Genomic DNA, 19018 nt, shown 5'->3' with positions numbered 1-19018 from the left:
GCTTAACTGCTTATCAAGCTATTCAAAAAGCCCTCTCTCTTCATGGCTCCCTTTTTTCCCCTAGTTGAGCAATTACGTTTATCCTATGCAAAGCAAGTGCCTTTGAAAAATTCAGTTTAATAATTCTCAATCATAACCTAAAACTGTATAGGATGGGCAAAGCGATTCGCGCGCCCAACTAATTATTGCGTCACGAGCTGTATTATGCAAATGGTGAGTAGTATGTTGTTAATACTCGCTTGATTGCAGGAACAATATTTGATGGTGCATGGTGTAGTGCTTGTTGAAGTCTAGCTCCAGCAAGGTCGCGAAATCCCAAAGTGCTCATTATAGCGCCATCCCGGAGGCAAGCTTGCCAATCACTGGTTTCTTCTGAATAAGCTATTTCTTTTCGGACATAGTAAGCCTCTCCCCAAAAAAGTTGCCCTCCCTGTGCTGAAATGGGAACGACCCGCCCGTCGAAAATTTGTACGTCTTTATGTTTGAAGGCTGAGGCTTCTGGTAAAGTGCTATAGTGACAAAGATTTGTTAGTCGCCACAGAACGAAGCCTCGCTTACGCAGAAAAGAGTCGATATCGCTGAAAAGAGGCTGACCCAAATAAATAGGGTTAAATTCTACTTCAATTTGTAAAGCGCGTATGGACTGTAAGCAATTTTCAGCGCCCTCTAAAACTCCCAATTCCGATCCTTGAGTATCAAGTTTAAGGAAATCCACTTCATTGACACCAGTAGACGAAGCCCAGGTATCCAATGTCGTTAAATCAACCTCTGTTTCGCCAACCAATCTTGCACAAGCTAGATGAGGCATAGAGCTTGTAAGTGATGAATCAGGTTTGTATAAAGAACTACAAGCTGGTTCAGCGGTGAGAAAAAGTGGCAGTTTCCCCTCGGAATCTCCCAATGCCTTAGCAACAAAATGTACATCAGAAGAGCCTTGATAGGTAGTCTTCAATCGCTCACATTCGGCAGGATCTGGATCAAATCCTATTAAGGTGACATGAGAACCAAAAACAGACCAAACATCAGCAAACCCCCATCTACAGCCAACATCTATAACAACTAAATTTCGCTCAAAATATTCTGTTAACGAAGCAACTATCGGGAAAATACCAGTGATCGGTGGCTTATTGTCATTAAACATAACTGAGGATGAACCTAAAAGTAACAAGTTAGCACAAATGTAAATTTGCAACAGCTTTACAATTAAGGAAGGTGGGGTTGGCCCACCCTACGAATTAATCCAATTAGCTTTGGGCTACAGGTTCCTTAGCCAAAAACTTCTCTAATTCCGTCAAAGCATCGGCATCAACCTTAGTCTGCATCGGACAGAATTTAGGGCCGCACATCGAACAGAATTCGGCAGTTTTGTAGATATCGGCAGGCAAAGTTTCGTCGTGATATTCCTTGGCTCGTTCTGGATCTAATGACAGCTCAAATTGACGGTTCCAATCGAAATTGTAACGCGCTTTCGAGAGTTCATCATCGCGATCGCGCGCACCCGGACGACCCCGTGCAATATCTGCAGCGTGAGCCGCTATTTTGTAAGCAATCAGCCCGTTTCGGACATCCTCAGCATTCGGCAATCCTAAGTGTTCCTTCGGTGTCACGTAACACAGCATTGCAGTACCGTACCAACCAGCCATCGCTGCCCCAATTGCTGAGGTAATGTGGTCGTATCCAGGCGCAATATCTGTCACCAACGGCCCCAAAACATAGAAGGGTGCTTCGGAACATTCCTCCATTTGTTTCTTGACATTAAACTCAATTTGATCCATCGGCACGTGGCCGGGGCCTTCCACCATTACCTGCACGTCATGTTCCCAAGCTTTGCGAGTTAATTGTCCCAAAGTTTTGAGTTCGGCTAATTGAGCATCATCCGACGCATCGTGAGTGCAACCGGGGCGCAGAGAATCTCCCAAACTAAACGAAACATCGTATTTTTTGAAGATTTCAATGATGTCGTTAAAGTGAGTGTAGAGAGGATTTTGTTTGTGGTGATGCAGCATCCACCGCGCCAAAATACCGCCGCCGCGAGAGACGATTCCAGTTAGCCGATTTTTCACCAAGGGCAAATGCTCGATCAAAATTCCGGCGTGAATTGTTTGGTAATCAACACCTTGTTGAGCGTGTTTGTCAATGATGTGAAGGAAGTCATTCGCCGTCAGACTTTCCATATTACCGTGAACGCTTTCTAAAGCTTGGTAAATTGGTACAGTACCGATCGGCACCGGTGAAGCTTTGATAATTGTAGTGCGAATTTCATCCAAATTACCGCCGCCGGTGGACAAGTCCATCACGGTATCAGCGCCGTATTTAACTGCTAGTTTAAGCTTGTCAACTTCTTCTTCCATATTGGAAGAGTTTGGAGATGCACCGATATTAGCATTGACTTTGCATTTAGAGGCAATGCCGATCGCCATTGGTTCTAAATTCGTGTGATTGATATTAGCCGGAATAATCATCCGTCCCCGCGCTACTTCGGCGCGGATAAGTTCTGGCGGGAGATTTTCTCGCTTCGCAACAAAGTGCATTTCCTCAGTAATTACACCTTGGCGGGCGTAGTGCATTTGAGATACATTGGTGTGCCCCTGACGCTTCGCGATCCATTCGGTACGCATATTTAATTTCCTTGATAAACAGCTTCCCTCCGCTGGTATTACCCAGACTCAGGTTCTAAGGGTGTTTTCTCAGCCCGGATATTCGGGCACCCCTAGCTAAGCTGTTGATTGTATCACCGATTTCTGTGCGCCACGGCAGCAACTAAGGAAATCTTAATATTGAGATATAGATGAGGGGAGCGATCGGTCTATAATATCTAATAACTCAGGCAGAAAGGAGGCTACAAGATGACTACATTTGAGTCAAACAGCGAGACATCTTCCCCAAAATATCTAGCGGATGAGGAACAGGAAAACGATATTCAGGATAGCGGGGAAGATGATAGCGGGGAAGATGAGGAGGACATTATTCCCTCCAGATTTTCCATAGCAGTTTCTCGAATTGATTTTGATGTAGCGGGTCTAGTTAGACGCCTGGAAAGCGAAGACGTATTTATTCCAGAGTTCCAGCGTGCTTATGTCTGGAAACCAAGACAAGCATCGCGTTTTATAGAATCACTCTTGCTTGGTCTGCCAGTTCCCGGCATATTTCTAGCAAAAGAGCGAGAAACAAAAAAACTGCTGGTGATTGATGGTCAGCAAAGATTACGTAGCCTTTTATATTTCTATCAAGGCAAGTTTCCCAACAGTCGGCACTCGTTTGCTCTGAAAGGGGTTCATACAGAATTTGAGAAGGAGACATATAAATCACTGAAAGACGCATACCGACGCCAGTTAGATGACTCGGTTGTATCGGCTACAGTTGTCGAGCCACTTTATGCAAACGACGAGAGTAGTATTTACTATATCTTTGAAAGGCTGAATACCGGAGGTACTATCCTTAAACCGCAGGAAATTCGTGCTTGCATCTATCACGGCGAACTCAATAATTTGCTAAGGCAACTAAATAAAAACCCCGCGTGGCGTCAGATATTTGGTCTCCCAGACAAAAACGGGAAAGATCAAGAACTTATTTTACGATTCCTGGCTTTTTACTTCGAGGGAAACGATTATAAGCCTTCTCTAAAAGAATTTCTTAATCAATACATGAGGCAAAATAGGCACCTTGCCCGCCAATCAGAAGAACAAATAATAAAGGCATTTATCCCAACGATTGAAGTACTCCATAAAAGTCTGGGTAACAAAGCTTTTAAACCTCAAAAATTATTGATACCTACTTACTTTGAAGCTGTAATGGTAGTTACTGCCCGCAGGTTAGAACAAGGCAAAATTAATAATCTTGAACAACTGGGAGAACGCTATACATCACTTACAGAAGATGATAATTTTAGTGGAGTAGCTCAAAAAGTACGCAATCTTACTAGCCTAGAGAATGTTAGGAAGAGGTTAGAAGTTGCGTCCTATTATTTAGGAAATTTGGAATAGTAAGTATGGCATAAAACTAGCGTTAATTATGATTAGAGATTCCTGTGTTTCAGGTCTAACCTCTGGCTATCAATTAGCCACAAATTCTATATAAGTGCAATACATCACTTGATTACCCACCTAATAGAAGTTGCGCTGATTTAGGCTGTGAAATATATTGTAAGTTAAGATAGCAGTAGGTTTACGAGTGGCGCGCTCGCCCTAACCCAATATAAAATCAACGCTCACTTCTAAATCGGGAAAAGCCAGCGGCGCAACTTGTTGACCGCGCCAAAACTTGAGCATTAAACTATAACCGTTCGGGCCTGGCTGACGGTAGACTTCCAAACAATTTTTAACTAAATCTACCAGCCAAACTTCCTGAATGAGTGATCGCGCGTAAATGGATACTTTCACATCTCTGTCATAATCAACCGTACTATCTGAAACCTCAACTAGCAGCAAAACTTCAGACGGTATTGGATGGGCTGTGGCGTAGTAATCAGCGCGAGGTTGCAGCAATACAACATCCGGTTGAGGTTCAGTGCGCTCAGTCAACTGGATAGGGTCTTGGACACCCAAAGTGACCCGATCTTCTGGAATGAGGCTGAAGCGCCTGGTGAGACGCTTAACAGAACTTGCATGACGAGTACCAATTGCAGCCATTTTAACAATCTCTCCTTCTATGAGTTCTACCCGATCGCCCTCCGAGAGAATACCAACCTCAGTCATCAAATGATATTCTTTTACTGTAAATAACCGTTTTTGAAGCTGAACAGACATATAACTATTCTCCTTGTTTGCAGCTTACCTAAATTTACCATAAAAAAAACGCCCCAAACGGAGCGGCAAAAAGAGGAAAAGTTTAGATGACAAACCGTAGACAAAAAGCATTTAAATGGCTATCAAATCGGATTAAATACTCGTCAATAACTGTAGGGATGGTAGCTCGCCAACTATTAATACAGTTAAATTTGAGTGTTGTTGCAAAAGTTGATATCGATATACAGGCAACATATTCTCATTTATTACCAACTTAAAAATAGGGCTTGCCTCCCGATTACCTGACACTTATAAATTTTGAAGAACCGGATTTTGACTGAGTTTAATTCTCTGTTTCCCCGGAGTCAATTTTGTCTGTATCGTGCTTTAATTCTGATTCAATTGCGCCTCGATCGCGTCAAGCTTCGGCATTTTCTGGTTTGATGGCAATAGCTCGATCGTAAGCTGCCATTGCTTCCTCATAGCGCTTTAATTCAGACAAGACTATCCCCAGATGACGCCAAGCATCGTAGGAGTCTGGCTTAATAGCAATCACTTTCTCATATGCTGCGATCGCTTCTTCGTGGCGCTGCAATTTGGTTAAAGATTCGCCTTTACCAAACCAAGCTTCGTAACACTCGGAATTAAGGGTAATTGCTGATTCGTAAGAGGCAATTGCTGCTTCGTGCTGCGACAGTTTATCGAAAGCTGCGCCTCGGTTGTGCCACACTTCAAAATCCTGCGGTTTAAGGGCTATTGCTTTGTCGTAGGATTCGATCGATTCTTGATATCGCTGCATTTTTCCGAACACAGCGGCTCTATTGTACCAAACTTCGTATTTATCGGGCCGGATGGCGATCGCCCGCTCGTAAGAATCAATAGCATCGCTGTAGCGCAGCAGTCTCCACAGCATATTGCCTCGATTGTACCAAGTTTCATATCTCTTGGAATTGAGTTCAAGAGCGCGATCGTAAGAATCAACTGCTGCTGCGTACTGCTGTACTTTGGCCAGCATCGCACCTCGGTTGTGCCAAATTTCGCTGTCGGTTGCTTTGATAGCGAGGGCGCGATCGTAACTGGCGATCGCTTCTTCGTAATGCTGCAATTGACCCAACAAAGCCGCTATACTGTGCCAACAACCGTATTTTCTAGATTCGCTCAAACTTGCTCGCTCGTAACAGGCGATCGCCTCTTCGTACCTGTGCAATTTGCCCAGCAAATGCGCTTTATTATACCATGCTTCGTAATTATCCGGTTTAATTAAGATTGCTTGGTCGTAACAGGCGAGTGCTTCTTCCATGCGCTGCAATCTTAGTAACACATTTCCGCGCCAATACCAAGCCTCATTCAAAAATTTATTCGCTAAAACAGCTTTTTCCAAACACACTAATGCTTCATCATAATTGCCATCAAAATAAAGCCCTTCGGCTTGCTTGATATAATCGTCAGCAATCAACTTTTCGTTGCTAGCAGGTACCGTTTGCGAATTTTGGGAAGTGTTTAAGGGCGGTTGAGGTGCGACTTTGAGAGCTTCTTTGGCAACAACTGCGGGAACTTGGGAAATTTCTTGAACAATTTGAGATTTTTTCTCGTCAACTTCTGTACGCAAAACTTGCAGGTGCATGATAAATTGAGATTTTAGAGTCTCAATTTGCTCGACGGAAGATTTGGAAAGTTCAGTTTCTCTAGTTAAAAAATCAATAGATTGTTTAGCTGCACTCATTTGCGCTTCTAATTCATTTTTCAACTTTTGAGTCAGTTGGCTAGAATTTATGAGTTCTGATTCCAATACACCAATGCCTTGCAATCGTTTATTGGCATCCGCAACTAAGTGTTTGATTATCAGCCGTCGCATCATCCAAAAAAAGGCAATTGTCACTGGTGGAAATACAGTACCAAGAAGTAGTAAAATATTGAGCAAAGTTATGGTACTATTAAAACCGTATCCAGATTCAGAACTGCCACTAGACGGGGAGATAAAAGCGAAAACCTCGCGAACTTGAGGATTGGTCTCAACCCCAGTTTCGATTAATTTAGCCAGCCAGGTTTCTTGTAAAGATTTTGTTAGTTCATCGCCGGATGCAGCAGGAGTATTCGCCTTGGTTTTTGCACTAGCAGATAAATCGGGTTGAGCGGCCGCTACTAGCAAACCTGTCGGCGATTTTACAGCAATTCGCGGGGAAAATTGTTCGTAGGCGATCGTCTCAGGCTCGCTAATTGACTCAGCCCGACGGGATGCGGTAGTATTTGGGAAAAATTGTTCGTGAGCGATCGTCTCAGACTCGCTAATTGACTCAGCCCGACGGGATAGGGTAGTATTTGGAGAAAATTGTTCGTGGGCGATCGTCTCAGGCTCGCTAATTGACTCAGCCGGACGCGATTCAGTATTATTTACCGCATCAACAAAGTTGCTAGCCTGCGGTGTCTCAGGAGAAATAGGATTTGCAGCAGGATTGGCGCTAGTATTAGCAGTTAAATTGTGGGATGCGAGGGCAGCCAGAGTCAAGAGAGCTAGATTAGAGACGCGCATAAACGTCAACTCATTTAGGAGAAATTAGTGCTTGGTTGTCAGCGATCGGGCGATCGACCTCATCGTCTCAGCAGTTAGAATAGCTGACATGAGGAATGCTGACTTACTATCTCCAAAATACGCGCGGAGTCTGACTTTTCAGGAAAACTGCCAGTAATTCTGGCTGTCGAACTTTGATCGAAGAATATATTCTCGCGCCTCATGGGGTTGGATAACTCTCGGAATCATCATTAGGCTGGTAGGGGTGGCTTCACCAATCTGCACAATTAGCCAACTATCCGGGTGAACCCGCCCCAACCGACCATTTTTAACTCTAAACCCTAGCTAAAATCGCTTCCGGCTGCTGATGTTCAACCGCCACTTCTTCTAAATCAGCGCCGAAAATTTCACAGCTATTATTCGGACTTTCAATCAGCTTAATCTTGTGCAACTCTGCGCCCAATTCCCGAACGGGCGATCGCAATAATTGCCCGATCCGAACAGCAATATTCTCCGCAGTCGGCACAACGTTCTCAAAATAAGCAATATCCTTATTTAAAAAAGTGTGATCGAACGGTTCAACAACATAATCGTCAACGGCTTTTTGCAAAGCTCCCAAATCAGCAATCATCCCAGTCCGCGCATCAATTTCCCCTTTAACAGTCACCTCTAAATGATAATTGTGACCGTGACCGTTGGGACGAGCACATTTGCCGTAAATTTCCGAGTTTTCTTCAAAGCTCAAATCGGGACGAGCCAACCGATGGGCGGCGCTAAAATGAGTGGACAAAGTTAGATAAGCTTCCATTCCGTTTCCTAAATATTCAGCCCAAAGTTCGGGATGTTCAAACAATTGAATTTTACTCACAGGCAAATGAGGAGCTAGCCGCAACCAAATTTGCCGTGCTATGTTTTCGGTAGTTGGCAGAGTCTGCTCAAATTCCGGCCACGCTTCGTTAAGGTAGGAAAAATCGAGATCCTTGATAACTTCCCGCTTGATGACGTGCTTGACATCAGACAGGTTGAGCACCATGCCGTACTCGTCGAGTTCGCCTATCATGGAAACGTAAAGGACGTAATTGTGTCCGTGTCCCGGTGCGCGGGCAGTTGGACCAAACCGCTCAAAGTTCTCGGCTTCGCTTAACTCCGGCAGCCAGTACCGGTGACTCGCCGAAAACTGTGCCCGACGATTGATGATGCACTGCATAAAAGTCAAGTAGGGTAAGCTTGTTAAGTTCTGTAAAGGACTTACTTCTTAAGGATAAACTAATTTTTGCGGGAATTTTTCGATTATTTGAGGGTGCTGTAAATGAATTTCTACCAATTTTCCAAATATTGGCCACAAGTTGCTCGATCGCGCCGGGCCCTTTTTAGGCCACCACAAAGATATCCGGCAGAAAATACCGCTACAAAACAGTTTCTCGCCATCAGTTACTAACCCATCAGTTACGGGTCTTTGAGAGAGTGGGTGAAGCTGAGCTATTCCCAAGGGAATCGACTTTTTTGCCACACACGACACTCCACAGTTCGAGTTTTTCCCCTAAGCTCTGCAATAGTTAGCCGTTGGCAGTTCAGTTGCGCTCAAAACTAATCACCAATTACCCATTACCCAATATTAATGAATTCGATTACTGCACGAGCCGATCGCTTTTTTGACCATTTATCGGGTGCGATGACAACCCCGCTATTCTATATCGGGGACACTCATCTGTCCATCAGTGCGATCGTCAAACTGATAATCTTAGCTATATTTGCCTTGATTATAGCTAAGATTATCAGTGAAGGAATCAAGCGCAGCGTGCTAGTTCGGATGAGATTGGATCGCGGCAGTCGAGAAGCAATTTCTACGATCATTAGCTATATTTTAGCCACTATTGGCTGTATATTCGTCCTGCAAGCTTCCGGTATCAACCTCACTTCTCTCACCGTCTTAGCTGGGGTGGTCGGCATTGGTTTCGGCTTCGGCTTGCAAAATCTCGCCAGTAACTTTATCAGCGGACTCACCCTGCTATTTGAACACCAAATTAGAGTCGGAGACTTTATTGAAATCGACAAGTTATTAGGAACAGTAGAAACAATTTCGATTCGCTCTACAATTATTAAAACAATTGACGGTCTATTTGTAATCATACCAAATATTAAGTTTGTCGAAACTAACATTATTAACTGGAGTTACAGAGACCCCAGATGTCGCCTCCACATCCCCGTCGGTGTTGCTTACGGCTCTGACCCAGTAATAGTTACGGAAGCGCTGTTAATTGCGGCGCGGATGGAATCGAATGTCTTGTCCCATCCTTCTCCTAAAGTATGGTTTCACGGTTTTGGAGATAACGCTTTAAATTTTGAACTTTTAGTTTGGATTGACCAGCCACAGGAAAGCGATGCGATTAAAAGTGCGGTAAATTTTTTAATAGATTACGAATTGCGCCACCGAAATATCGAAATTCCATTTCCCCAGCGGGATTTGTGGCTGCGAAACCCGCAAGAGTTAACTAAACTTTTTTACCCTAACAAAGACGATAATTCCAACGGCAAACTTTTTCCGCAGAATGCTAAACCTTCAGCCGACATCAAATCTAATCCGCCCGTTTCTGAACATAAAAATCCAGCGCCTAAATCCCCTAATAATTGGACGCTGCGAGATTTGTTGAGGCGAGTAACTTATTTTGAACAGTGTACGGATTTAGAACTGCGGCAGTTAATTGAATACGGCTACCGACAACTGTTTCCAGCGGGACAGGTGGTATGTAAGGAAAATGACCCTGGCGATTCTTTTTATATTATTCTTTCAGGTACTGTAGAAGTTCTTTCTCAAAAAGCCGGTCAGTATATTGCTACCCTTCACGAGGGCGAGTTTTTTGGGGAAATATCTTTGCTGTTGGGTACTCCGAGAACGGCAACTGTTAAAACTAGCGAAGATGCAATTTTGTTTGTGGTGGAACGTCACGATTTACAAAAACTTTTAAGAGAACAACCCAATTTAGCCGATCAGATTGCTCAAAAATTGTCGCAACGCCAGCAAGCTTTGAGAGATTTGGGATTGTTAGATGGCGACTCTCTGGAACAAACTCCTTTTATTAAAATTCGCAAGCGAATTCAAGTCCTTTTTGGAATTTGAAAGAAGGAAGTTCGGCAACGGATTCTGTAACGGATGTAACGGATGCCAGGAAGAAGGAAGAGGGAAGAGGGAAGAGGGAAGAGGGAAGAGGGAACAATCTGCTTTTTTAAATTTTAATTTTTAATTCATCCTGCGCTTCCCGCCGCAGTCTAGCGGCAATTCTAAACAGTTCTTGACCGGTGTGCAAGTGGCGATCGTCATAATTGAGGGTAAATAGCTGCAATTCTTCTATTCCGTCTCCGACTTGATTGATACAGTAGTAGAGATGGGCCGCAACTCCGGCTACATTAGATGGATTGGGCATTGATGTAAGAAAGTTATGAGCTTTTTTGAGAAACTCGCGGCTGGTTTCGATATAAAGTTGAAACTTTTCTATCAGTTCGTCATCAAACGGATCTGCGGACAATTCGTCTATTTCTTTTTTAAGTGGCTTCAAGATGCTGTTGAGCATTCTATTGACTGGTTTGTATACTTTAATCAGCCACTGTTCCATTTGTTCATCGGCCTCCCTCCCTGTTTGTTTTTGCTGGCGGCTGACGTTTGGTGCGCTGGGTGATTCCTGTTCACTTTGCTGGGAAAGTTGGCGATCGTAAGATTGTCTGTGCTGGGCGTCTCCTAATATTTCATAGGCTGCATTGAGGCGGACAATTTCTTCGTGACCCGCTGTGTCGCTGCGGCTGTCTGGATGAAATAATTTGACTAAACGGCGGTATGCTTGTTTAATCTCGGCTTGTGTTGCGGTTGGGCTAATCTTTAGGGTTTTGTAGTGATTGGTAACGGAAGACACGCTCTTATTTCCTTGAAATCTGGATTATTTGCAAAAAAGTGCTTGACAAAAATATCATTATTTGGTAATTTATTAGGTATTTATTTGATATAAATGTCAAAAAGTGTAAGTAAAAAACGTCTGTTTTCAAATTATCATAAATCTATTTTAGAAAAACATTGATGCTTTTGAAGTGGCAAGCCGTTGCACATTGAGGACTTCTATAGCGCTGCTCCCGCCAACAGTTAGCTCCTTCTTTTCTTTTGTCTTCCTTCGTCCCCACAAGAGCGCTCAGCGCCCGCTTCGCTAACACGCCGAAAGCTGTTCAAAAAAAAGCACATTCACAAATTCGGCATCATTCGCGATCGAGGAAGCTAGAATCTACCGCCATTCTTGAATCTAAAAAGCCAAGCAGGGCGTACAGTGTACGCCCTGCTCCGTGTTGCTGCAACTTAGCTGCAGGTTGACCTAGTTGAGGGCCATCGCCAGATTGAGTTCTGGATCTTGGAACAAAGGAGTGCTCAGATAGCGTTCGCCGAAGCTAGGCTGAATCATTACAATCAATTTCCCTGCATTTTCGGGACGCTTGCCGACTTTCACCGCCGCACATAGTGCCGCACCGCTGGAAATACCGGACAAAAGTCCTTCTTCTCTGGCCAAGCGACGGCCGTAGGCGATCGCCTCGTCATCCGTAACAATTATAATTTCGTCGATCGAATCCACATTCAGCACCGGCGGCACAAAACCAGCACCGATACCTTGAATTTTGTGAGGCCCTGGCTTTCCGCCCGACAGTACCTGACTGTTGGCCGGCTCAACGGCGATCGCCTTAAACTCGGGTTTCCGCGACTTAATCACCTCTGCGACACCCGTAATCGTACCGCCCGTGCCGACTCCCGAAATCAGGAAATCCACCTCGCCGTCTGTATCTTCCCAAATTTCCTCAGCCGTTGTCGAACGGTGAACCTGCGGGTTCGCTGGATTCCGAAACTGCTGCAACATATACGCATTGGGAGTTTTATCCACAATCTCTTGAGCGCGGCGGATGCAGCCGCTCATGCCCTCAATTCCGGGAGTCAGTTCTAGTTGGGCGCCGTAAGCTCGCAGCATCGATCTGCGTTCCGTGCTCATCGTATCCGGCATTGTCAAAATCAACTGGTAGCCCTTAGCCGCCGCCACCATTGCCAGAGCAATTCCGGTATTGCCAGAAGTCGGTTCCACTAAAACCGTTTTGCCTGGAGTAATCAGCCCTTGGGCCTCTGCTTGATTGACCATACTGACACCGATGCGGTCTTTCACCGATGCTGCCGGATTCATGCCTTCGAGTTTTACCACAATCCGAGCCAAGCAGCCTTCAGCTTGGGGAATGCGGTTGAGTTGCACCAAGGGCGTCCGCCCTACCAATTCTGTAATGTCGCCAGCAATACGCATAATCTTTGTCAGTTTGTGGTTGAAAGTAAATGTTAATTCCTAGTTGGCAATATTTTAACTAGATGTAATACATGATATCGAGCTGCCGTCTGCCATTGCGCTTTTCGCACAGATCCTGTAGCGTGTATTTTTGCAAAACCGAGTTGGCAATCGATCGGGCTTCTTGCCAAACTTCCCAAATCACCGCACTTTCTACAGTTTGAGCAGGCGAGTCTTTTTCAGAGCGATCGAACTCTGAGCCTTCGAGACAGTTGATAATTTCTAGAAGTGTTATTTTCCAGGGTTCCCTCGCCAAAAGATAACCTCCCTTAGCTCCTCGCTGGCTGCGAATCAGCCCGCAGCGTCTCATCGTAGCCAGCAACTGCTCTAAATATCGATCGGGAATATTTTGCTGAGCTGCTATCTGGCGAATTTGCAGAGGCTCGCCTTCTTCGTAGCAATCGGCAAGCTCCAGCAAAGCTAAGATTGCGTATTCGCTTTTACAGGAGAGTTCTACCATAATTGCTTCCAATACCAGAATTATCAACTCCGAAGTCAGATGTTAAAATTCTCCTCAATGTTGAGTTCTTAATTCTAACTCCTAACTTTACCTTTTATTATACCCCGGTTTTCCACTGAACTTAATCGACTTTCATCGCTTCATCCTTGGGACGATCGGCACTCGCGCTTCTGTGAAACCCAGTTGCTAGTTTCGACTATCTCCGCTTCTACGACGGCATTACCTCAATAAACTGGGTTTCTGCGTCTATCACTAATAATTTTTAATTTTTAATATATTCTTGGCGCCCCCTTCGTCCCGCAAACAAAAAAGCCCTGCGCTCGGCAGGGCTAAACTTGGCCTTTAGAGTGGCCGGCAGAGAGGGTATAACCTCCCTGCCTCCTCTAACCCGCTCTTAGAACGTAAAAGTAGTTCTCAGAGTACCAATGATGATGTCATCATTACGGTCATCTTGATTAGGATTTGTCACCCAAATCACGCCCGGAGTAACAGAAATGTTGTCCGAGAGCTGAAACTTGTAGAACCCTTCAACGTGATACGAGTCATCGTTGCGGAAGTTCCGCAAACTCCTCGATGCTTCAAGGTCATCCAAGTAAGGCTCACGACCTACCACGAGCCCTAGCAAGTTGCCTTCTTTCCCTAAATCAGGCAAAGCCAAGGTGACAGCGTAGTTCCAGATTTTCGCATCGCCGATGCCTAGAATTCGGGCATTGGTTAAACCTGCCCAGCCACCAAGGATAAATCTCGGGCTCAGTCGCAACGAAGCCTGAGCGCCGTAGGAGTTGGTGACAACTTTGCGAGCCCGGAAGCCGTCAAAGCCCTCGCTCAAACCGTTGAGAGAATTAGCCACGCCGGTACCGGTGAAACCGCCGAGATTGTCGATTCCATTTCCCAAACCGTTGTCAAAGCCGAAGTTACCTCGGTTAAAGTAACCGTGGTTATAGTTGAAAGCAACTTGCAAGTTGCGTCCAGGAGTAAAAGTCAACTGACCCATCGCCGCGTAGTCGCCGTTCAACAAGCCAGCACCCTTAACCGGACTGGCTGCATTTGACGCCAAATAACCAAATGACAGAGAAGTTGGGCCGAACACGCCGCCAAGTAAGCCCCTGCCGCCAAAGGCATAGTCAAAGCCAATACCTGCGCCACCGCCCAAGCGGTAGATGGGGTTGCGCTGTCCAAAGGCGCTCAGTGCTCCGTTGCCGCCGTCAAAGTCTTCAAAGTAAGGGTTGACAGTCGGCATAATGTCGTCCCAAACGCCAGCGTTGGCTATCAGGCTAACGTTGAGTCGCTGACCGACGGGGAACTTGTATAGCAAGGTGTCGAGGGCCACAACGTTATCGGTTCTGCCGACTACGTTCCAAGTTTGAGTGCCTTCGCTTGTAGCACCAAGGTTGAAGTTGCGACCGTTGCCGACTTGAAGCCTGGTCAGCAGTAAGTCCCTGCCGGTGAAGCTAGTATTTAAATTCAGGCGCACCCGTTGTTGGAAGACAGCTTCATTGTTGTCGCTGCCTAATCTTCTTTCGTCTCTGCCAAACAAGCCAACGTTGCCACCAAAGTCATCGCTGAGAGCGAAAATTGCTTCCCCAGTCAGCTTAGTAGTGGTGGAGAATTGGTTGGCTTCGAGTTCGGATGTCCGAGCTTCGAGAGCATCGACGCGACCGCGCAGGGTTGCCAGTTCCGCTGCAAATTCTTCTTGGAGCCGTTGGAGGGCCGCCAAGTCATCTCTCGTAGCGAAGTTGCCAGTGCCGCCTCTAATTAGCTCGCTCACCTTATCTAAGCAAGCATTTAAACCGGCTGCGAATTCGTAGCGAGTCATTGCGCGGTTGCCGCGGAAGGTGCCGTCGGGATAACCGGCAATACAGCCGTAGCGCTCGACTAGGGATTGCAGTGCTTGGAAGGCCCAGTCTGTGGGCCGCACGTCGGAAAGTTGAGATACTGAGGTAACTTGACCTTCAGTTTCGCCGCCGGCAGCACCTTCGGTGCTGTACTGGTTGAGCTGTTCTAATGTGGTGGCTGGGTTTTGCTGTTGTGGTGCGGCAGTTTGGGCTACAGATTCAGCGGGTTTTGGCAAACTTTGTTCTGCCGACTCTGCCACTGCCGGGGCTGGAGTTTCTAATTGAACTGCACCGATTTGCTCTGGGAGAGCGGTAGCTGCCGGGGCGGGAGTTTCTAGTTGGGCTGCCGGGGCAGAATTTTCTACTGGTTGAGCGACTGTTGTCTCAACTGCGGCTAAAGCTTCACTACTTGTAGGTTGTGATGCCGCTTGGGGATTTGCCTCAGCAGGGGCTGTGTTGGCTCCGACGATCGCACTTTCAGGTGCAGCCGTGGTCACATCTGCCATCGCTGCCGGGGTTTCGTTGCCAGCGACTTGGGAAATTTCTTCTACTGGCTCGGAGGCTGCAGTTGTTTCGGAAACAGCAGCTAAAGCATTTAGTTTCGCTTCGGAGGTTTCAGCGGTTTCAGCTTTAGCGACAGCGGGATTGAGCGCATCAGCAGCCTGCTGAGCGTCTGCTGCCATCGCGCTCGAAGAAACTACTAGGGTAGCTCCTAAGACTGCTGGGCTGATTAGTAAGTAACTCCACAAAAATTTCGACATATTCACTCTCATCCTCACACCGATTACAGAGAAACTTTTCTAGTCTTCTATGTGGTCAGTCGTTGCTCAACTAGCATACTCTAAAAAGAGACCTAAAATTCACTTTTTCTTTTGATTCTTTCGGGCTGACCGAGTATATAGATGTGACTGACGGCTGCAGCGAGCCTGTTTTTTCACCTGTTCTCAACTGCGTCAAAACCAGACCAGGCTTGGGCTGTCGATTGATTTTACCGATCCCACTTTATAGCGCCCGATCGCCTATTTACTTTTTAGCACAGCGCGCCCGACTCGTCTAGGCTGATTCGACTTTAACCTCCAAGCTGTGTCCGAGGACGCTAAAGACTTGGCGATGGTCGAACAATTCTAACAAATCGGCGTTGATTTTGTTGTGAGCTGCTTCTTGCCACAAAATTTTCATCGCTACCTCTGTTCGCAGAGCTCGTTTGTACGGGCGATCGCCTGCTGTCAGGGCGTCGTAAATATCGGCGATCGTCATCAATTGCGCTTGAATTGGAATTTCTGACTTGTTTAGGCCTCGCGGATAGCCTGTGCCGTCGAGTTTTTCGTGATGTCCGTAGGCAATGTCTGGAACATTTTTTAAATCTTTTGTCCAAGGAATTTGTTTCAGAAACTCGTAAGTGTGAGTTACGTGAAATTCTATTGCCGATCGTTCTTCCGGCGTCAGGTTGCCCCTCGACACCATCAATTGCATTATCTCGTCTGGGTTCAGCAGGGGTTTCTTTGCCCCATCTATATCTCTGTAAGTTTGTCGAGAAATCTCTCGCAGTTGAGCTAGGGGTTCTGCTGCCAAAATGTGAGGCTCGTTTGCCTCTAGCAGCACTTCCCAGTATTCTGCTAATCTGGCTTTCGCCTCTGCTAGCTTAGTGTCTAGCTGTTCAATTTCCTGGCATTGAGGGCACTCTGGCTCCTGGAGGGGGTGTTTTCGGTAGGCTGAATGCTCCAGCAAGTATTTATATTTAGACTGGACGCATTCCATTTCCATCGTCCGCTGAGCTAAGCCAAAGCGGTGGCGAATAATTTCTAGCTGTGCGGGGTAGAGCTTTTTCTGTTTGGTCAAAACTGCTTCGGAGACTCCGATTTTGCCAAAATCGTGCAGCAGGGCGGCGTAGCGAATTTCTTGAATTTGGCGGCTGTTAAAGTAAATAGAGCGCAGTCGTCCGCTGCTGACGGTGTTTACTTCTTCTGAAAGGCGTACTGTGAGGGCTGCTACTCGTTCTGAATGACCGTAGGTACAGGGATCTCTGGCTTCTATGACTTGCACCGAGGCTTTCACGAAGCCCTCGAACAAATTTTCTATGCTATCTTGGAGCTGATTGCGCTCGATCGAGATTGCTGCTTGAGAAGCGAGCGATCGAACTATCCTTTCTTCCCACTCGGAATACTGCTGAGTCGATTCCCAGGCATTGTCTGCTGTCAGCACCGTATCTGCCTTTGTTTTGCGGTTGATCAGTTGCAGTACGCCTATTGTCTCGCCCTGTCGGTTTTGCATCGGCAGTACCATTACCGAACAAGTGCGGTAATTAATATCCCTGTCAAAACTGGTATCTAGCCGATAGGGTACGCCGGGGGGTAAGTCGTAGGCATCAGACAGGTTCAAACTTTGACCTGTAATTGCCACGTATCCTGTCAAACTTTTGTCGGTCAGTGGCAGAGCGAACTCTTTAAACGACAGGCTCGGTTTAGAAGCATTTTGGGCTACCTTGAACAGCAGCTTAGATGTTTCGTCACTGTGATCTACTAAGTAAACGCTACCAGCATCGCTGTAGGTAATTTCCCTACTTTTGGATAAAATTAAGTTTAACAACTCGCCCAAATCTTGGGCGCTTGACAAAGCTGCGCCAATATCTAAAAGCTTTTCTATCAGATCGGTTTTTTCTGCGGCAGACTCGTTCTTGAACTCTGGCTTTTCAAATACGATCATGTTCGGATGATGGGGAATAGCCTTTTATACATTGAACGTTTGGCCTCTCGACTTTTTCACACCCGATTTTAACCCCTAGTCGATTTTTTATTTGCGAGCTTTCCGCGATCGGGGACTGTCGCTAGATGCAGTGGCTCTTGTTAGGCCAACGGACACTCTTTTAATCTAGCGTAGAAATCTCTTGGGCTAGCGCAAAGTCTTTCTCAGTTAAGCCTCCGGCATCGTGGGTTGTCAAGTTAACTGTAACTTTGTTGTAGGAGATTTCTATGTCGGGGTGATGTCCTGCGGCTTCTGAGGGGGCGACCAACTTATTTACAAAGGCGATCGCTTCGATAAAATCTTTAAATAAACGGGTACACCGCAGTTGTTTACCTTCAACCGTCCAGTCAGACAATTGACTGGCGCGCTCTTGAATTTCAGTATTGTTAATTAGCTCAGCCATAATTTTTTTTTCTTTGGGATTAGCAATGGCAGATTAACGGCCAACTTGTAGAAACCCCGACCAAAAACTATCCGCTCTCACCAATAGTGTTGAGCCTCAAGTTTTAATACTCAAGATTTAACACTATTTGAGGTGAGAGCGGTCTAGCGGGTCTTCAGATTAGAACCTGACTGCCGGGAGAATCCCTAGCTCAGCCTGGTTCCCCGTGGAAGTCGTTTCCCGTTGGAGACGACGGCTGACTGCTAGTGAGCGGCCCCGGCGCACAGCCGGTAGTTTCCAATCTGATGACCCATGCGTTTACTACTTTCTATCATGGGCATCACCTCCAGGTTTAGCTAAATGGCTTAATATTGGAACGCACATCACCTAAATACAAGATTTAAGGTGATGATTTGTGCGCTAGCCATTGCCAGCGTTACCAGAAGAACTTGCGTTCTGAGTATCGTTCTAGTATTCACAATTATTAGAATAACACAAGGAATTAGAAGTGGGGGGAGGCAAATTGAGATTTTTGTAAGATGAGGGCAAATTACTGCTGCTGCAAGGTCTTCGATCGATCTCTACAGCAATCGGGCGATCGCAGTTTCCGCCATTTGTTTATATTTTCTTCAGAATCCGGGCTGTGCGGTTATCAGGTGCATGGCAACTCTGGCGGCGGAGAAAGACCGATCGATTTCTTGCCAGATAGGAGAGAGAGTTCACCAGATATAAAAAAACAAGTTGTTCTAGCTACAGGCAGAGTTGGTTTTTGTACAAAATCAACTTTTTTTAGGCCGCTAATTCGATCGAATCCTGCAAACAAAAAGCTCCCGCCACCAGGCAGGAGCTTTTTAAGCATTAAGGGTAAAGCCTAAAATACTTTATCTTACCCTTTTTAAATGTTGAAAATTTTGATATTTCGCGCTGATTACAGAGCGTTACCGCGAGGCAGAACTTCTTCAGGGAAGATGAAGTTTTCGTGGGGTTGGTCCGTAGGAGCCATCCAAGCACG

15 protein-coding genes and 1 riboswitch are annotated in these 19018 nt (G+C 45.9%); of the genes, 3 read left to right on the top strand and 12 right to left on the bottom strand.

What is annotated here, in order from left to right; all coding sequences use genetic code 11:
- Positions 1–202 precede the first annotated feature (202 nt).
- Together QUA33_RS25165 and thiC are read right to left on the bottom strand one after the other, a co-directional pair.
- Positions 203–1141, bottom strand: coding sequence for an FkbM family methyltransferase (locus tag QUA33_RS25165; RefSeq protein ID WP_333152130.1), 939 nt, complete (start codon positions 1139–1141; stop codon positions 203–205).
- A gap of 103 nt (positions 1142–1244) precedes the next feature.
- Positions 1245–2618 (bottom strand): phosphomethylpyrimidine synthase ThiC, encoded by a 1374-nt coding sequence (thiC, locus tag QUA33_RS25160; RefSeq protein ID WP_333152128.1) that lies wholly within the window; start codon positions 2616–2618, stop codon positions 1245–1247.
- A gap of 7 nt (positions 2619–2625) precedes the next feature.
- A riboswitch (TPP riboswitch) is annotated at positions 2626–2722 on the bottom strand.
- Between the two features lie 124 nt (positions 2723–2846).
- Here thiC and QUA33_RS25155 point away from each other — a divergent pair.
- Positions 2847–3983 (top strand): DUF262 domain-containing protein, encoded by a 1137-nt coding sequence (locus QUA33_RS25155; RefSeq protein ID WP_333152126.1) that lies wholly within the window; start codon positions 2847–2849, stop codon positions 3981–3983.
- A gap of 201 nt (positions 3984–4184) precedes the next feature.
- Here the strand turns inward: QUA33_RS25155 and QUA33_RS25150 are convergent, their stop codons facing one another.
- Complete coding sequence (locus tag QUA33_RS25150) at positions 4185–4745, bottom strand: Uma2 family endonuclease (protein WP_333152124.1); 561 nt, start codon at positions 4743–4745, stop codon at positions 4185–4187.
- A 397-nt stretch (positions 4746–5142) separates the two neighbouring features.
- Complete coding sequence (locus QUA33_RS25145; RefSeq protein WP_333152123.1) at positions 5143–7254, bottom strand: tetratricopeptide repeat protein; 2112 nt, start codon at positions 7252–7254, stop codon at positions 5143–5145.
- A 31-nt stretch (positions 7255–7285) separates the two neighbouring features.
- On the opposite strand from QUA33_RS25145, the gene QUA33_RS25140 reads away from it, so the two are divergent.
- A complete protein-coding gene (locus tag QUA33_RS25140; protein WP_333067264.1) occupies positions 7286–7411 on the top strand; it encodes a hypothetical protein in 126 nt (41 codons plus the stop codon).
- Positions 7412–7567: 156 nt separating this feature from the next.
- Here QUA33_RS25140 and QUA33_RS25135 read toward each other — a convergent pair whose 3' ends face one another.
- Together QUA33_RS25135 and QUA33_RS25130 are read right to left on the bottom strand one after the other, a co-directional pair.
- Positions 7568–8440: a 6-carboxytetrahydropterin synthase gene (locus tag QUA33_RS25135; protein WP_333152121.1), complete on the bottom strand. Its 873-nt coding sequence runs from the start codon at positions 8438–8440 to the stop codon at positions 7568–7570.
- A 48-nt stretch (positions 8441–8488) separates the two neighbouring features.
- Entirely contained in the window at positions 8489–8743 is a 255-nt protein-coding gene (locus QUA33_RS25130) for a hypothetical protein (RefSeq protein WP_333152120.1), read from the bottom strand.
- A 108-nt stretch (positions 8744–8851) separates the two neighbouring features.
- On the opposite strand from QUA33_RS25130, the gene QUA33_RS25125 reads away from it, so the two are divergent.
- A complete protein-coding gene (locus tag QUA33_RS25125) occupies positions 8852–10351 on the top strand; it encodes a cyclic nucleotide-binding domain-containing protein (RefSeq protein WP_333100876.1) in 1500 nt (499 codons plus the stop codon).
- A gap of 106 nt (positions 10352–10457) precedes the next feature.
- On the opposite strand, the gene QUA33_RS25120 is transcribed toward QUA33_RS25125, so the two are convergent.
- From QUA33_RS25120 to QUA33_RS25095, 6 genes are all read right to left on the bottom strand, one after another.
- Entirely contained in the window at positions 10458–11138 is a 681-nt protein-coding gene (locus tag QUA33_RS25120; protein WP_333152118.1) for a J domain-containing protein, read from the bottom strand.
- A gap of 447 nt (positions 11139–11585) precedes the next feature.
- On the bottom strand, positions 11586–12548 hold the full coding sequence (gene cysK, locus QUA33_RS25115; protein WP_333100873.1) for a cysteine synthase A: 963 nt from the start codon (positions 12546–12548) through the stop codon (positions 11586–11588).
- A gap of 58 nt (positions 12549–12606) precedes the next feature.
- Positions 12607–13047 carry an Rrf2 family transcriptional regulator gene (locus tag QUA33_RS25110; RefSeq protein WP_333067256.1) on the bottom strand — a complete coding sequence of 147 codons (441 nt, stop codon included), beginning with the start codon at positions 13045–13047 and terminating at the stop codon, positions 12607–12609.
- Between the two features lie 394 nt (positions 13048–13441).
- Entirely contained in the window at positions 13442–15643 is a 2202-nt protein-coding gene (locus QUA33_RS25105; protein ID WP_333152116.1) for an iron uptake porin, read from the bottom strand.
- Positions 15644–15935: 292 nt separating this feature from the next.
- Positions 15936–17585 carry an HD domain-containing phosphohydrolase gene (locus tag QUA33_RS25100; protein ID WP_333152113.1) on the bottom strand — a complete coding sequence of 550 codons (1650 nt, stop codon included), beginning with the start codon at positions 17583–17585 and terminating at the stop codon, positions 15936–15938.
- Positions 17586–17745: 160 nt separating this feature from the next.
- Positions 17746–18027 carry a 4a-hydroxytetrahydrobiopterin dehydratase gene (locus QUA33_RS25095; protein WP_333073387.1) on the bottom strand — a complete coding sequence of 94 codons (282 nt, stop codon included), beginning with the start codon at positions 18025–18027 and terminating at the stop codon, positions 17746–17748.
- Positions 18028–19018 lie beyond the last annotated feature (991 nt).

The sequence above is a fragment of the Microcoleus sp. Pol14D4 genome, assembly GCF_036701245.1.
GTDB lineage: Bacteria > Cyanobacteriota > Cyanobacteriia > Cyanobacteriales > Microcoleaceae > Microcoleus.
Note: the sequence above shows the minus strand (reverse complement) of the source record. Positions and strands in the feature narration are given on the sequence as shown.

Bases quoted from the DNA above. Each gene is read 5' to 3' on its own strand.
- QUA33_RS25095 (WP_333073387.1), bottom strand. From the start codon at position 18,027: ATGGCTGAGCTAATTAACAATACTGAAATTCAAGAGCGCGCCAGTCAA.
- QUA33_RS25155 (WP_333152126.1), top strand. From the start codon at position 2,847: ATGACTACATTTGAGTCAAACAGCGAGACATCTTCCCCAAAATATCTA.
- QUA33_RS25150 (WP_333152124.1), bottom strand. From the start codon at position 4,745: ATGTCTGTTCAGCTTCAAAAACGGTTATTTACAGTAAAAGAATATCAT.
- thiC (WP_333152128.1), bottom strand. From the start codon at position 2,618: ATGCGTACCGAATGGATCGCGAAGCGTCAGGGGCACACCAATGTATCT.
- QUA33_RS25110 (WP_333067256.1), bottom strand. From the start codon at position 13,047: ATGGTAGAACTCTCCTGTAAAAGCGAATACGCAATCTTAGCTTTGCTG.
- QUA33_RS25125 (WP_333100876.1), top strand. From the start codon at position 8,852: ATGAATTCGATTACTGCACGAGCCGATCGCTTTTTTGACCATTTATCG.
- QUA33_RS25145 (WP_333152123.1), bottom strand. From the start codon at position 7,254: ATGCGCGTCTCTAATCTAGCTCTCTTGACTCTGGCTGCCCTCGCATCC.
- QUA33_RS25165 (WP_333152130.1), bottom strand. From the start codon at position 1,141: ATGTTTAATGACAATAAGCCACCGATCACTGGTATTTTCCCGATAGTT.
- QUA33_RS25135 (WP_333152121.1), bottom strand. From the start codon at position 8,440: ATGCAGTGCATCATCAATCGTCGGGCACAGTTTTCGGCGAGTCACCGG.
- QUA33_RS25100 (WP_333152113.1), bottom strand. From the start codon at position 17,585: ATGATCGTATTTGAAAAGCCAGAGTTCAAGAACGAGTCTGCCGCAGAA.
- QUA33_RS25105 (WP_333152116.1), bottom strand. From the start codon at position 15,643: ATGTCGAAATTTTTGTGGAGTTACTTACTAATCAGCCCAGCAGTCTTA.
- cysK (WP_333100873.1), bottom strand. From the start codon at position 12,548: ATGCGTATTGCTGGCGACATTACAGAATTGGTAGGGCGGACGCCCTTG.